The following is a 13429-nucleotide window of genomic DNA, read 5'->3' as shown; positions in this document are numbered from 1 at the left end:
GCGCCCCGAAGTTATCCACAGGCCTGACGGGATGTGCGGACGATACGGAATCCTGTGAGCATGTCTCGCGATCACGTGCAGTCCGCGGAGCACCCCGTCGCCGTCGCCGGGGTGCCGATCAGCGCCTTCGCCCCGCCCCCCGAGGGCGCGGAGGCGCCGTTCCTCGAGTTGCTCGCCCGCGGCGCTCCGGCAGAGGCGTACGAGCAGCCGGTCCTGCTCGCCCGGGCCGAGGGCCGCGGCGCCGGCCGGATCGCCGCGCTCGAAGGCGCCAAGCAGCTCGCGCTGCGCGTCCGCGCGGAACTGGAGGGACGGCGGCGGCGCGAGGCGGAGCTGTCCGCCCTCTTCGAGACGGCGCACGACCTGTCCGGCCTGCGCGACCTGGACGCCGTCCTCCAGGCGATCGTGCAGCGCGCCCGCTCGCTGCTCGGCACCGACGTCGCCTACCTCAGCCTCAACGACCCGGAGCGCGGCGACACTTACATGCGGGTGACCGAGGGATCCGTCGCGGCCCGCTTCCAGCAGCTGCGCCTGGGCATGGGGGAGGGGCTCGGCGGACTCGTCGCGCAGACGGCCCGCCCCTACGTCACCGACGACTACTTCAAGGACGACCGCTTCCAGCACACCCTCACCATCGACACGGGCGTACGGGACGAGGGGCTCGTCGCCATCCTCGGGGTGCCCCTGATGCTCGGTCCGCACGTCATCGGCGTCCTGTACGCGGCGGACCGCCGCGCGCGGGTCTTCGAACGCGAACAGATCGCGCTCCTCGGCTCCTTCGCGGCCCTTGCCGCGTCCGCGATCGACACCGCGAACCTCCTCACCGAGACCCGCTCCGCCCTGGCCGGCCTTGAGCAGGCCAACGAGATCATCCGGGACCGCAGCGCGGTCATCGAACGCGCCTCGGACGTCCACGACCGGCTCGCCGAACTCGTCCTGCGCGGCGGCGGGGTCCACGACGTGGCCGACGCGGTCGCCGAAGTCCTGGACGGAACGGTGGAGTTCACCGAGACCGGCAGCCCACCGCCCCGGGCGCTGGAGGCGTCGCGGGCCGAAGGCCACGCCGTGCGCGACGGTGACGACTGGATCGCCGCGGTGGCCGCCGGCGGCGAACTCCTCGGCGCGCTGTTGCTGCGCGGCCATCCGGGACTCGACCCCGTCGACCAACGGACCCTGGAGCGGGCCGCGATGGTCACCTCGCTGCTCCTGCTCGCCCGCCGCTCGGCCGCCGAGGCCGAGCAACGCGTCCGGGGCGAGCTGCTCGACGACCTGCTCGACGCCCGCGACCGCGACCCGCGCCTGCTGCGTGAGCGTGCCGCCCGCCTGCACGCCGACCTCGACGCCATCCACGTCGTCCTGGCCGCCCGCCTCGACACCCCCGCGGCCGACGCCGAACAGGAGGCCGCGGCCCGCCGCAGACTGTGGGCCGCCGCCTCCCACCTCGCCGCGACCCGGCACGGTCTGGCGGCCGCCCGCGACGGAGGCACCGTCCTGCTGCTGCCCCTCGACCCCGGCGACACCGCGACGGACCTGGCCCGCCGCACCGCACGCCAGCTGGGTACCGCCGTCCACGAACCGGTCACCGTCGGAGCCTCCGCCCCCGTCACCGACCTCCTCGGCCACGCCGACACCCTGTCCGCCGCCCACACCGAGGGCCGTCGCTGCCTCGACGCGCTGCGCCTCCTCGGCCGCGGCGGCGACGGCGCGGCCGCCGAGGACTTCGGCTTCCTCGGGCTTCTCCTCGCCGGCGAGCGCGACGTCACCGGCTTCGTCGACCGCACCATCGGTCCCGTGGTGGCGTACGACGAGCGGCGCGGCACGGAGTTGCTGCGCACGCTGGACGCCTACTTCGCCTGCGGCATGAGTCCGGCCCGCACGAAGGACGAACTGCACGTCCACGTCAACACGGTGGCCCAGCGCCTGGACCGCGTCGGCCGGCTCCTCGGCGACGACTGGCAGATCCCCGCTCGCGCGCTGGAGATCCAACTGGCGCTGCGACTCCACGCGTTGGCGATACCCGGACGGCAGTGACCCCGCCGTCCGGTCCGCTCAGCCGGTCACACCTCCGCCCTCGGCTTCGACCCTCCCCGTGCGGCCGCACCGGCGGGACGAGGTGATGCGGCAAGGCGCGCCGAGCGGACCGCGGTGAAGGCGGCGAGCAGGGCGGTGAGGGTGGCGAAGGCGTAGAACGTGTGCGTCAGGCCGACACGGGTGGAGAGGAAGCCGGCCAGGATCGCGGGGATGGAGAAGGCGAGGTAGGCGACGACGAAGAAGGCGGCGAGGGTCTCGCCCCGGCGTTCGACTGGGGCGACCTGGGTGATGCGGCGGCTGCTGCCCATGAAGGCGAGTCCGAATCCGATGCCGGTCAGCGCGGAACCGGTGAAGAACAGTGCGGTGCTGCCCGCCAGCAGGGCTCCGGAGACGGCCAGCATGCCGAGCAGCAGGGCGACGCAGCCGATGGCCGAGGTGATCCCGTCCGAGACGGCGCCCCAGCGCAGGGTCCACGTCAACTGGGCCAGTCCGGCGACGCCTTGCATGCTGACGATCACCAGGCCCGCGATGAAGGGGTTGTAGCTGTGGAGCAGTTCCTTGACCAGACTGCCGCCCAGACTCAGATACACACCGCCCACGGCCCAGGCGACGGCGACGCCCGTGCCGGCGATGAGGAACTCACGGCGCGTCTTGGCCGGGACCCGGAGCGGCTGGAGGCGCAGCACGCGTGACCACCGTCCGGGGGCGAGCGGGACGGTCTCGGGAACCCACAGGGCGATGGCGACGAGCAGGGCGAGCGAGAGGCCGGCGAGCACGAGGAAGGGGGTGTGCAGAGGGGAGGGGCCCCACTGTGCGAGTGCCCCGCTGACCGCGGCGCCGACGGCGAGTCCGCTCGGCATGGCGGCGCTGTTCACGAGTCCCGCGGTCCGGTGGTCGCCGCGGGGGTGCAGATCGACCAGGGCCGCGCTGGCGGCGCCGGTGAACACACCGGTCGCGAGGCCGTGCACGGCCCGGGCGACGTAGAGCCAGGCGACGGAGTCGGCGGCGAGGAACAGGGCGTAACTCGCTATCAATAAGCAGAGACTGCCCAGCAGGACGGGGCGGCGGCCGACCCGGTCCGACAGGCCGCCCACGAGCAGCAGGGCCACCAGGACACCGGCGGCGTACATGGCGAAGACGGCGGTGAGCGTGGTCGCGGAGAAGCCCCAGCGCTCCTGGTAGTTCACATACAGCGGGGTCGGGGTGCTGTTGGCCGCCAGCACCACGCCGACCCCGGCGGCCACCGTCCAGAAAGCCCGGGCGGACCGTCGCCCGCCGCTGCCCGTGGCCTCCGGGGCCGATCGGTTGTCCGTGGTCATGGAACGGTCCTCCCGTTCGGACGCGGTGTGGCGCGAATCAGTCCTTCAACAGCGGTCGGAGGTCGTCGAGTCGGTCGAAGAGGTGCCACACGTAGGCCGACGTTCCGTTCTCGCGGTGCGGGTGGAGCGTGGCCAGCTCCGGGTCGTCGCGGTAGCTCGCGAAGGCCTCCGGTGAGTCCCACTCCACCAGAATGAGCACGCGCCGCGGGGTGATGTCCCCGGTGACGCTCTCCCGGAACTTTCCGAGAGCCACCACGCGGCCGCCGTGGGCGGTGACTTCCTTGACCGATCTGCGCGAATACGCCAGGTATTCCGCACGGTCTGCGACGTCGAACAGATTCAGAGCGTAGACTTTTCCCGGACCGGGAATTTCAGCCATGATTCGCTTCCTTATCCGCACTGAAACAATGCCCCGGTGAATGTATCATTCATTTAGGGTTTGCGGCAACCCTTCGATTCGTCTGCGCAGCTCATCGGCGGAACCTTGTTGAAATATGATCGGCGGCCTGGGGTTCCTGAGGGTGCTCGCGCCCGCTCTGTTGGGCCTGTGACCTGGTCTTTTGGGCGACGCGTGGCCAACCGGAGGCCCCTCCGGGAATTACAGGACATGCTCTCGCTGGCCGAATTCTTGCGGTAGGCGGCCCTTCATGTATTCGTTTGGGAGTATCCGTTGAAATCGTGCCTGCCTGGAAGTGAGCTCGAATCTTCGCATTTGTTCGGGGCGGGGTCGTCATTTTACGGGATCAGGGAAGCGTCAGTATCGTCCTGGCTCATTCGACCTCCTTGTACCTCCAGGGCATTACCGCGCTGCTGAGCGCGGAGGCCGACCTCCGCGTCGTGGGCCAGGCCGGCGACGGGGACCGCTTCATCGAGACGGTGGAGCGCGAACAGCCGGACGTCGTACTGATCGACTGCGATCTCTCCGGTCCGCCGCTGGAGACCCTGGTGGCCCGCACGCGCTCACCCGGCGTACCAGAACGATGGTCCTGCTCGGCTCGCCGCCGTCGGCCGGCTGGTCGCCGAGAGCGGCGCGGACGGGATCGGCTACGCGGTGACCGTGACAATCGACGGCTTGGACGGCGCGGCACGGCTGGCTCCCGCAGGGTGCACTCCGTGCTGCCCGCCGCAGGCTGAGCGGGGCGGCGGCACGGCTCGCCGACGCGTACAGGGGTATCCGGGCGCGGTCACCACGGCCGGGTCGACTGCGGGCACCTCACCGCGGGCCCGGCGAAGAAGGCCGTAGCGGACCGACGCTCTCGATCAGCTCCTGGAGGCGCAGTCCGCGTCGGGCATCGAGAGCGACGGCGGGGCGGGCGCGCACCGCGTGGGCGAACTCGGCGCGCAGCACCGGCCAGCACAGGTCGTGGTCGAGTTCGGCCGTGTCGTACACCAACTCCTCGCCCGGACCGAACAGTTCGATACGTGTCCTGGCCCGGGGCAGCCGGACGGTCCCCGACAGGGAGGCCTGGCTGACCGCGCCGTTCTCGTGCTCGCAGGTCAGCTCGATCCAGCGGCGCGGATCGCCGGTGCCGCGCACGCTCGCGATGGGACCGACGGCCGCGTCGAGGAGGTCCAGCAGGTGCGGTCCCAGGTCGAGCAGCGCGCCGTGCTCCAGCCGCCACTGGGTGGCGAAGTCGCCGCCCAGGAAGGCCCCGTGGAGGTAACAGGAACGGGCGCCGTGGACGTCGGCCGCCGCTGCCCGTCGCAGGAACTCCCGCGTCGCCGGATGATAGCGCTTGGTCAGGACCAGCTGTGACACGACGCCGGCCGCCGCCACCGCGTCGGCCACGGCCCGCGCCGACGCCAGATCCGGACCGAGCGGCTTCTCCAGCAGCACGGCCCGCCCGGCTCGCGCGGCGGCGGGTGCCAGCTCGGCCTGGACGGCGGGCGGCACGGCGAACGCGACCGCCTCGCTGCGGTCGAGCAGTTCCTCGTACGACCGGGCGGCCACCGTCCCGTGGACGGCGGCCAGTTCCTCGGCGGCCCGCGGACGGCGGGCCCATATCCCGGCCAGCTCGGTCTCGGGGCCGGCGGCCAGCATGCGGGCGTGCATGGCGCGCGCCCAGGGCCCCGGCCCCGACGAGTCCGACGCGGACCGGCGGCCCGGTCCATACCGCCGGCGGCGTCGCGGTGGTGTCGTTCCGTGTCATGAGCTCTCTCCGAGTGCGGCGAGCCGGGCGTCCGCCCGCTCGGGGGCGTACAGGTGCTCGACGACCATGGCCGCGGTGCCCCGCAGCCCCGCTCGCTCGCCGAGGGAGGAGGTGACCACCTGGAGATGGGCGGTCGTACGGGGCATGGCCCGCTGGTAGAGCAGTTCCCGCACCCCGGTCAGGAAGGGGCTCCCGGCCAGGTCCCCGGCGATCACGAGGACCCCGGGGTTGAGCAGGGTGACGACGGTGGCCAGGACCTCGCCCACCCGCTGTCCGGCCTCGCGGGCCATGCGTACGGCATCGGGCTGACCGGCCGCGAGATGCTCGCGCACCCCCGATCCTGAGGTCGTCGGGATGCCGATCGCGGTGAGTTCGCGGGCGAGCGCACGGCCGCTCGCGACGGCGGCGAGGCAGCCGTAGGAACCGCACATACACAGGGCGTCCGGCCGGTCGTGGAGCCGGATGTGGCCGAGGTCGCCGGCGCCGCCGTCGATGCCGCGGTAGATCTCGCCGTCCACCACGACTCCCGCGCCGATACCGGTGGAGACCTTGACCAGGACGAACGCACCGCAGTCGGGAAAGCCGGCGCGCTGCTCCGCGTACGCCATGAGGTTCGCGTCGTTGTCGATCAGCACCGGCAGCGCGGTGGGCGTCGTCGGGCCGCCGACGTGCTCGGCGTACGCCGCACGGAGCCGCTCGCGGACCGGGTAGCGGTCCCAGCCGGGCATGATCGGCGGCTGGACGACCTGACCGCTCTCCCAGTCCACCGGACCGGGAACGGACAGGCCGATGCCGCAGACCTTGTCCGGGTCGGTGCCCGCCTCGGACAGCAGCGGGCCGAACCAGCGGGCGATCAGATCGAGTACGGCCTCGGGCCCGTCGCCGAGGTCCAGCGCGCCGGTCCGCTCGGCGAGGACGTTGCCCGCCAGGTCGAGGACGGCCGCCCGGCCGTGGCGGGTCTCCAGGGCCGCGGCGAGTACGACGGCGTGCGCGGCGTCGAACTCCAGCCGGCTGGACGGGCGGCCGCCGGTCGAGGTTCCCGCCCGGTCACGCAGCCATCCGGCGCCGAAGAGCTGATCGAGGCGGTGGCCGACGGTGGAGCGGGACAGCCCCGTGGCGCGCTGGAGTTCACCCCGCGTCGTGGCCTGTCCGGTGCGGATCAGGCGCAGCAGATGCCCCGCGCTGCCCTGGTTCCCCGTCATGCGTTCCCCCATCGTTCCCCTCGTTCCCGCGGCGGCCGTCCCCCGTCGCTGCGGCCGGTGTCTCAGCTCTTGTCCGCGCCGCTGGTCAGTCCCTCGGTGAGCAGGCGCTCGGCGGCGAAGAACAGCAGTACCACGGGGACGGTGAGCACCACCGACCCGGCCATCAGTACCGTCTTGGACACCTCGATGCCGCCGGCGAGTTGCTGCAGGCCGAGGGAGACGGTCCAGCGGTCGGGGTCGGCGGCGAGGAAGAGCAGCGCGAAGAGGAACTCGTTCCACGCGATCATGAAGATGTAGAGGCCGGTGGCCATCAGGGAGGGCGCGGCCAGCGGCAGGACGACCTTGCGGACCGTCTGCAGCCGCGAGCAGCCGTCCAGGGCGGCCGCCTCCTCGATGCCGTACGGGATGGTGGCGAAGTAGTTCTTCAGCATGTAGATCGACACCGGTACCGTCTGCGCGATGTAGACGATCGCCAGCCCCGCGAGGCTGCCCTGGAGTCCCAGCTTGGCGAACATCACGAACAGCGGGACGGCCAGCAGCGTCGCGGGGAAGAGGTAGACCGCCAGAAACAGGGCGCTGACGTGCCGGCTGCCGAAGAACCTCAGCCTGCTCGCGGCGTACGCGCCGGGCACCGCGGCGAGAAGGGTGAGCAGGACCGTGCCGAGCGAGACGACGGCGGAGTTCAGCAGCATCCGGAGGAAGCCCTGACCGCCCTCGTCGGCCGGCCGCAGGACCTCCTCGTACGTGGCGAGGGTGATGTCCTTGGCCGAGACCCACAGGCTGCCGGGATCCAGCAGCAGCGCGTCGATCGGCTTCACCGACAGAAGGAGCATGTAGTAGAAGGGCACGACGGTGATCAGCGCGAGGAAGGCGATCACGACCCAGCGGAGTGCTCCGAAGAGCCGCTCCTCGAACTGTGCGCGGCTCATCACGCCTCCCCCTGCACCTTCTTGGCGAAGAACTTGAAGTAGAGACCCAGCAGGACCACGAGGACCGCGGCGAGGACGAGGGCCTGGGCGGCGGCCGCGCCGACGTCGTAGCGCGAGGTCAGGAAGTCGTACACGCGGACGGCCACGACGTCGGTGCCGGAGCCGCCGCCGGTGAGCAGATACACGTCGTCGAACTTGTTGAACGTCATGATGAAGCGCAGCACCGACAGCAGCGCGATCACCGGCATGAGCTGGGGCAGCAGGATGTGCCGGAAGCGCTGGACGGGAGTCGCGCCGTCGACGGCCGCCGCCTCCTCCAGCGCCGCCGGCACGGCCTGGAGCCGGGCCAGCAGGAAGAGGAAGGCGAACGGGAAGTACCGCCATATCTCGAAGGCGATGACGGTGAGCAGAGCCAGCGGGATCTCGAAGTGCAGGCCGAACAGGCCCACTTCGTACGAGCGCGTGGAGAGGAAGGCCACCGGGTCGTCCCAGCCGAACAGGGAGCGCCCCCACTCGTTGACGACGCCGTACTGCGGGCTGAGCGCGACCTCCCAGACGAAGGCCACGGCCACCACCGGGGCCACGTACGGCAGGAGCATCGAGCCGCGCAGCAGGCCCCGGCCGCGGAACGGGCGGCGCAGGGCCAGGGCGGCGACCAGGCCGAGGGCGATGGATCCTGCGGTGGCGCCCACGGTGTAGAGCAGCGTGGTGCCGAGGCTGGACCAGAAGCCCGGTGAGCCGAGGACGCCGGCGAAGTTCTCCAGGGTCCAGTTGCCGAAGAGGCCCATGCCCTGGATGTCGACGAGCCGCGCGCGCTGGAAGGCGAGCAGCACCGTCCACAGGATCGGCAGGACGACCACGAACAGCACCACCAGGAAGGTGGGGGTGACGAAGGCCAGTCCGGCGCGGTTCTCGCGGGCACTGACCGTCAGCGGTCGGGGGCTCTCGCCACGTCCTCGCTCGGATGCGGCGGGCGGTCGGGGGCGGCGCTCCGTCGCGCCGTGCTGTGCTGTGCTCATGGGTGTCTACCTCGTGGGCGGGAACGGCCCGCTACTGCAGGGACGTCTGCAGGGCGGCGACTTCTTCGGCGGCTTCGCGGGCGGCCTCCCGCGGTGAGACCTGACCGCTGGTCATGGCGCCGACGGCCTTGGGGACGGGCAGCTCGCCGTTGGTGGCTCCGACGAGCGCGCCCTGGCCCTGGGCGATGCCCCAGCGCCGCATCTTGCCCACGCCGTCGAGGAGTTGGCCGAGGAGCGCGTCGGAGAAGACCTGGTTCATCGGCTTGCGGCTGTCGACGCCCATGCTGCTGCCGCGCCAGGCGTCCACGAAGCGCCGCGGCTCGGCGGCGGTCCCCGTGCGGACGGGGATCTTGCCCTCGGGGGCCATGCCGAACCAGTCCTCGTACCCCTTGCCCATCATGTAGGTGATGAACTTCCGGGAGGCGGCGGTCTCGGCAGTCCGGGTCACGGTCCAGGAGGTGATCTCGCCGAACTGGGCGGGTGCGGTGGCGTCCGGCCCCTTCATCGCGGTCACGATGCCGCTGTTGCGGGAGAGGAACTCGGGGTCCTTCTTGCACTCGGGGCAGCTGGGCAGCGCGTCCTTGCGCAGTCCTGCCAGCTCGTCGAGGAGGAAGGAGGACCAGACGATCATCGAGGACTTGCCGGAGAAGTACGTGGCGCGGGTGGAGTCCACGGTCTGGGTGCCCGGGGCGCCGTACCCGCGGGCGAGGGTGTCGTACTCCTTGAAGGCGGTGCGACAGGCCGGGGAGTCCAGGGTCACCTTGCCGCCGTCGTCCACGAGTTGGCAGTCGTTGGCGAGCGCGACGTTCTCGAAGCTCTGCTGGGTGAAGACGTCACCGGGGTCGGTGGCGGCGGAGATGCCGTCGCGTCCCGCGGTGTCGAGCCCCTTGGCCGCGGCGCGCATCGTGGCGTACGTGTCGGGGACCGGCAGGCCCGCCTTGTCGAGCAGGTCCTTGCGATAGACGAGGAGTTGGAGCCACGCGTCGGAAGGGACGCCGAGCATGCGGTCCGGGCCGTCGGAGAGGAGGTCCAGGGCGTTGCGGTCGAAGGTACCGGTGCCCAGGCTCCTGGTGATCCGGGTGGTCACGTCGGTGTTGAGCAGGCCGTTGGTGTACATCTGCCAGACCTGGCCCATGGGGGCGGCGCCGATGACGTCGGGGAGGTCGCCCGCGGCGGCCGCGGACATGATCAGCTGCGGGAGCTGCCCCTCGTCGACGCCGACCAGCTTCACCTCGATGCCGGTGTCCTTCTCGAACCGGTCGACGATCCTGCGCGTGGTGGCCATCCGGTCCGGCAGGTTCTCCTGTGACCACACGGTGATCTTGTTGTCGGGCTTCGCCATGGCGTCGCCGGAGCAGCCGGACAGCAGGCCGGCGCCCAGCGACACGGCGAGCCCGATCGCAGTCGCCTTCGACCGCAGAGACCTCAGAGGCATGCCTCGTCCTCACCCACTTACGCTCGATTGGCCAGCATCACAGCAGCTCTTTTGTCTGTTGACAAGACATAACTCTGGGATATCTTCTGCGTAATTCGTCGAGAGCCAACCCTCGGAGCCCCGTGTGGAACGCGTCGTCCAGTTCACCGGCCCCCGTCAAGTCGAAGTCGCCGAGCACGAGAGCGCCCCGCTCCCCGCGGGTCATCTGCGGGTCCGGACCCGCTACTCGGGCGTATCGGCCGGCACCGAGCTCACCGCGTACCGCGGCACCAACCCTTATCTGACCCGCACTTGGGACCCGGACGCGCGGCTCTTCCGCGACGGCGCGGCCGGCATCGAATACCCGGTCGCCGGCTGGGGCTACTCCGAGGTCGGCGAGGTCACCGAGGTCTCACCCGAACTCGTCGGCACACCCGGAATCCCCGCCACCGGCGACCTGGTGTGGGGGATCTGGGGCCATCGCAGCGAGGGCATCGTGCCCGCCGAGCGGATGACCGGACACACCCTGTCCCCCGGACTGGAGCCGCTGGCAGGCGCGTTCGCCCGGGTCGGCGCCATCGCCCTCAACGCCGTCCTGGCCGCCGACCTCCATCTCGGCGAGGACGTGGCCGTGTTCGGGCAGGGCGTCATCGGACTCCTCACCACCAGGCTGGCCCAGCTCAGCGGAGCGGACGTCACCGCCGTCGACGCCCTCGACGGGCGCCTCGCCACGGCGCAGGCCTACGGCGCGGTGCGCGGCCTCAACGCCCGTACGGACGCGGTCGCGGAGCGGATCCGCGAGGCCACCGGCGGACGAGGCGCGGACGTGGCCATCGAGATCAGCGGGGTCTACCCGGCGCTGCACGAGGCGCTGCGCTCCGTCGCCGTCGGCGGCCGTGTCGTCGCCTCCGGCTTCTACCAGGGCGACGGCAGCGGTCTGCGCCTCGGCGACGAGTTCCACCACAATCGTGCGCAGCTGATCTGCTCCCAGATCGGCGGCGTACCCCCGCAGTTGGCGGGACGATGGACCGTGGAGCGGCTCCAGCAGACCTTCCTGAAGCTGGTCGCCGACGGCCGGGTGGACGTCAAGTCGCTCGTCAGCCACGTCGTTCCGGCCGCCGACGCCGCCGACGCCTACGCCCTGCTGGACGAGCGTCCCGGGGACGCCCTCCAGATCGTCCTGGAGTTCTGAGAGGCCCGCACCATGACCCACACCTTGCGCATCGCCTGTCAGGAACAACTGCTCCCCGGCCGAACCCTCCAGGAGAAATGGGAGTTCGCCCAGGCAGCCGGCTACGACGCGATCGAACTGCGCGGCCGCGGCGACCTCCACCTCCACCGCCGGCTGCCCGAACTGCGACGCGCGCTGGCCGACGGCGTCGTCATGCCCACGGTGTGCGTCGAGATGCTGCACTTCTTCGGCGCGTTCGACGAGGAGCAGCGGCGCGACGCCCTCACCCAGATGAAGTCCCAGCTGTCGGTGATCGCCGAACTCGGGGGCCTCGGCGCCCAGACACCGGCGTCGTACGGCATGTTCTCGCGCCGGCTGCCGCCCTTCGAACCGCCCCGCTCGGAAGAAGCGGACCGCGAGGTGCTGCTCGCCGGGCTCACGGAGCTGGGCGAGCACGCGAAGCGCGAGGGCGTGACCCTGTTCCTGGAGCCGTTGAACCGCTACGAGGACCATATGGTCAACCGCCTCGACCAGGCTGCTGAGTTGATCCGCACGGTGGGCCTGGACTCGGTGCGGATCGGCATCGACAGCTACCACATGAACATCGAGGAGAGCGATCCGGCGGCCGCGATCCTCGCGGTGGCGCCGCTGATCGGCCACGCGCAGGTGAGCGACTCCAACCGGTTCCAGCCCGGCGCGGGCCACCTCGACTGGCCGGCCTGGCTCCACGCGCTCGACGCGGCGGGCTATGACGGGTATCTCGCGGCCGAGTGTCGGCTCACCGGTGACCCCGTCGACGCCGTGCGCTCCGTTCCCGCCTTCCTGCGAAGGGCGGCCGCGTGACAGCCGCTCTTCTGGACACCCGTACCGCGCACCACGGCGGCGACAGCCCCGAGCCACCGCGCCGCGCCGCCGCCCGCGTCCTGCTGCGCAACTGGACGGGCGCCTCGACCGTGCCCTCCCGCTCCCTCTATCCGCACCAGTGGAGCTGGGACTCGGCGTTCGTCGCCATCGGCCTGCGCCACCTCTCGCCGCGCCGGGCCCAGCGGGAACTGGAGCACCTGCTGGGGGCGCAGTGGGGCGACGGGCGGATCCCGCACATCGTCTTCAACCCGGCGGTCCCGGCCGGGGCCTACTTCCCCGGACCGGACTTCTGGCGCTCCTCCGAGGCGGGCCGGCCGGCCGGCGCGCCGCGCGGCACCGAGACCTCCGGCATCGTCCAGCCGCCGGTCCACGCACTCGCCGCGTGGCTGGTGCACCGGGCGGACCCCGCCGAGTCGCGGCGCCGCGGCTTCCTCGCGCGCGCATACCCCCGACTCGCCGCCTGGCACCACTATCTGACGGCCCGACGTGATCTCGGCCGGGGCGGCCTCGCCGCCGCCGTCCACCCCTGGGAGCCGGGCCTGGACAACAGCCCGAGCTGGGACGAGCCGCTGCGGCGCATCGATCCCGCGCCCCTCGACTCCTTCCGCCGCGCCGACCTGGACCACAGTCCCGCCGCCGACCGGCCCACCGATCTGGACTACGGGCGGTACGTGCGGCTGGCCGGCACCTATCGCGCTCACGCCTACGACGACAGCCGCACCCCGCACGCGTTCGCCGTCGAGGACCCCTGTTTCAACGCGCTGCTCATCGCCTCCGAGCACGCGCTGGCACGGATCGCGCAGGAAGCGGGCGGCGACCCCGCCGGGCACCTGGAGCGGGCCCACCGGACCACCCGCGCGCTCGTGGCGCGGCTCTGGGACCCGGACGCCGGCCTCTTCCTCTGCCGCGACCTGCACACAGACCGGCTCCTCGCCGACCGCACGGTGTCCGGCCTGGTGCCTCTGATCGTTCCCGGCCTGCCTGCCGAGGTGCGCGAGGCGCTGATGCACACCGCACGCGGCCCGCACTTCGGGCTGGGGCGCGTCCATCTGGTGCCCAGCTACGACCTGCTCGGGCCCCACTTCGACGGCAGCCGCTACTGGCGGGGACCCAGCTGGTTCAACATGGCCTGGCTCATCCACCGCGGCCTTCGCGCGGCCGGGAGGTACGACGAGGCGAAGCGGCTGTCCGCCGCGTTCCTGACGTCCGCCCTCGCCACGGACTTCGCGGAGTACGTCGAGCCGCACACGGGTGAGGGCCGGGGCATCCGCGACTTCAGCTGGACGGCCGCCCTCGCGCTCGACCTGCTCAACGACGACGGGGAGGACTGAAC

Annotated in this window: 10 protein-coding genes and 1 pseudogene; 4 read left to right on the top strand and 7 right to left on the bottom strand. The window is 71.8% G+C overall.

Annotation, left to right across the window (positions count from 1 at the left end):
- Window positions 1–60: 60 nt before the first annotated feature.
- Window positions 61–2028, top strand: a complete 1968-nt coding sequence (locus tag QFZ74_RS02070) for a GAF domain-containing protein (protein ID WP_307619054.1) — start codon at window positions 61–63, stop codon at window positions 2026–2028.
- A gap of 26 nt (window positions 2029–2054) precedes the next feature.
- On the opposite strand, the gene QFZ74_RS02065 is transcribed toward QFZ74_RS02070, so the two are convergent.
- From QFZ74_RS02065 to QFZ74_RS02035, 7 genes and pseudogenes are all read right to left on the bottom strand, one after another.
- Window positions 2055–3347 carry an MFS transporter gene (locus QFZ74_RS02065; RefSeq protein WP_307619053.1) on the bottom strand — a complete coding sequence of 431 codons (1293 nt, stop codon included), beginning with the start codon at window positions 3345–3347 and terminating at the stop codon, window positions 2055–2057.
- A 37-nt stretch (window positions 3348–3384) separates the two neighbouring features.
- Window positions 3385–3726: a DUF1330 domain-containing protein gene (locus tag QFZ74_RS02060; protein ID WP_307619052.1), complete on the bottom strand. Its 342-nt coding sequence runs from the start codon at window positions 3724–3726 to the stop codon at window positions 3385–3387.
- 834 nt (window positions 3727–4560) lie between these two features.
- A pseudogene (locus tag QFZ74_RS02055) lies at window positions 4561–5497 on the bottom strand (Gfo/Idh/MocA family protein).
- On the bottom strand, window positions 5494–6699 hold the full coding sequence (locus QFZ74_RS02050; protein WP_307619051.1) for an ROK family transcriptional regulator: 1206 nt from the start codon (window positions 6697–6699) through the stop codon (window positions 5494–5496). Before QFZ74_RS02050 ends, QFZ74_RS02055 begins: the two are co-directional and overlap by 4 nt.
- Before the next feature lie 62 nt (window positions 6700–6761).
- Window positions 6762–7628 (bottom strand): carbohydrate ABC transporter permease, encoded by an 867-nt coding sequence (locus QFZ74_RS02045; protein WP_307619050.1) that lies wholly within the window; start codon window positions 7626–7628, stop codon window positions 6762–6764.
- Window positions 7628–8647 (bottom strand): carbohydrate ABC transporter permease, encoded by a 1020-nt coding sequence (locus tag QFZ74_RS02040; RefSeq protein WP_307619049.1) that lies wholly within the window; start codon window positions 8645–8647, stop codon window positions 7628–7630. Before QFZ74_RS02040 ends, QFZ74_RS02045 begins: the two co-directional genes overlap by 1 nt.
- Before the next feature lie 31 nt (window positions 8648–8678).
- Entirely contained in the window at window positions 8679–10082 is a 1404-nt protein-coding gene (locus QFZ74_RS02035) for an ABC transporter substrate-binding protein (RefSeq protein WP_307619048.1), read from the bottom strand.
- A gap of 124 nt (window positions 10083–10206) precedes the next feature.
- Here QFZ74_RS02035 and QFZ74_RS02030 point away from each other — a divergent pair, with 124 nt between their 5' ends.
- The 3 genes from QFZ74_RS02030 to QFZ74_RS02020 are packed head-to-tail and all read left to right on the top strand — an operon-like array spanning window position 10207 to window position 13427.
- Complete coding sequence (locus QFZ74_RS02030; protein WP_307619047.1) at window positions 10207–11253, top strand: zinc-binding alcohol dehydrogenase; 1047 nt, start codon at window positions 10207–10209, stop codon at window positions 11251–11253.
- 12 nt (window positions 11254–11265) lie between these two features.
- A complete protein-coding gene (locus tag QFZ74_RS02025; RefSeq protein WP_307619046.1) occupies window positions 11266–12075 on the top strand; it encodes a sugar phosphate isomerase/epimerase family protein in 810 nt (269 codons plus the stop codon).
- An 11-nt stretch (window positions 12076–12086) separates the two neighbouring features.
- Window positions 12087–13427 carry a trehalase family glycosidase gene (locus tag QFZ74_RS02020; protein ID WP_307624020.1) on the top strand — a complete coding sequence of 447 codons (1341 nt, stop codon included), beginning with the start codon at window positions 12087–12089 and terminating at the stop codon, window positions 13425–13427.
- Window positions 13428–13429 lie beyond the last annotated feature (2 nt).

The sequence above is a fragment of the Streptomyces sp. V3I7 genome (genome assembly GCF_030817495.1).
GTDB lineage: Bacteria > Actinomycetota > Actinomycetes > Streptomycetales > Streptomycetaceae > Streptomyces.
The sequence above is the reverse complement of the archived record's forward strand: the minus strand, read 5'-3'. Positions and strand labels throughout refer to the sequence as shown.

Excerpts from the sequence above, each read along its gene's own strand:
- QFZ74_RS02070 (WP_307619054.1), top strand. The coding sequence starts at position 61 with ATGTCTCGCGATCACGTGCAGTCCGCGGAGCACCCCGTCGCCGTCGCC.
- QFZ74_RS02065 (WP_307619053.1), bottom strand. The coding sequence starts at position 3,347 with ATGACCACGGACAACCGATCGGCCCCGGAGGCCACGGGCAGCGGCGGG.
- QFZ74_RS02060 (WP_307619052.1), bottom strand. The coding sequence starts at position 3,726 with ATGGCTGAAATTCCCGGTCCGGGAAAAGTCTACGCTCTGAATCTGTTC.
- QFZ74_RS02050 (WP_307619051.1), bottom strand. The coding sequence starts at position 6,699 with ATGACGGGGAACCAGGGCAGCGCGGGGCATCTGCTGCGCCTGATCCGC.
- QFZ74_RS02045 (WP_307619050.1), bottom strand. The coding sequence starts at position 7,628 with ATGAGCCGCGCACAGTTCGAGGAGCGGCTCTTCGGAGCACTCCGCTGG.
- QFZ74_RS02040 (WP_307619049.1), bottom strand. The coding sequence starts at position 8,647 with ATGAGCACAGCACAGCACGGCGCGACGGAGCGCCGCCCCCGACCGCCC.
- QFZ74_RS02035 (WP_307619048.1), bottom strand. The coding sequence starts at position 10,082 with ATGCCTCTGAGGTCTCTGCGGTCGAAGGCGACTGCGATCGGGCTCGCC.
- QFZ74_RS02025 (WP_307619046.1), top strand. The coding sequence starts at position 11,266 with ATGACCCACACCTTGCGCATCGCCTGTCAGGAACAACTGCTCCCCGGC.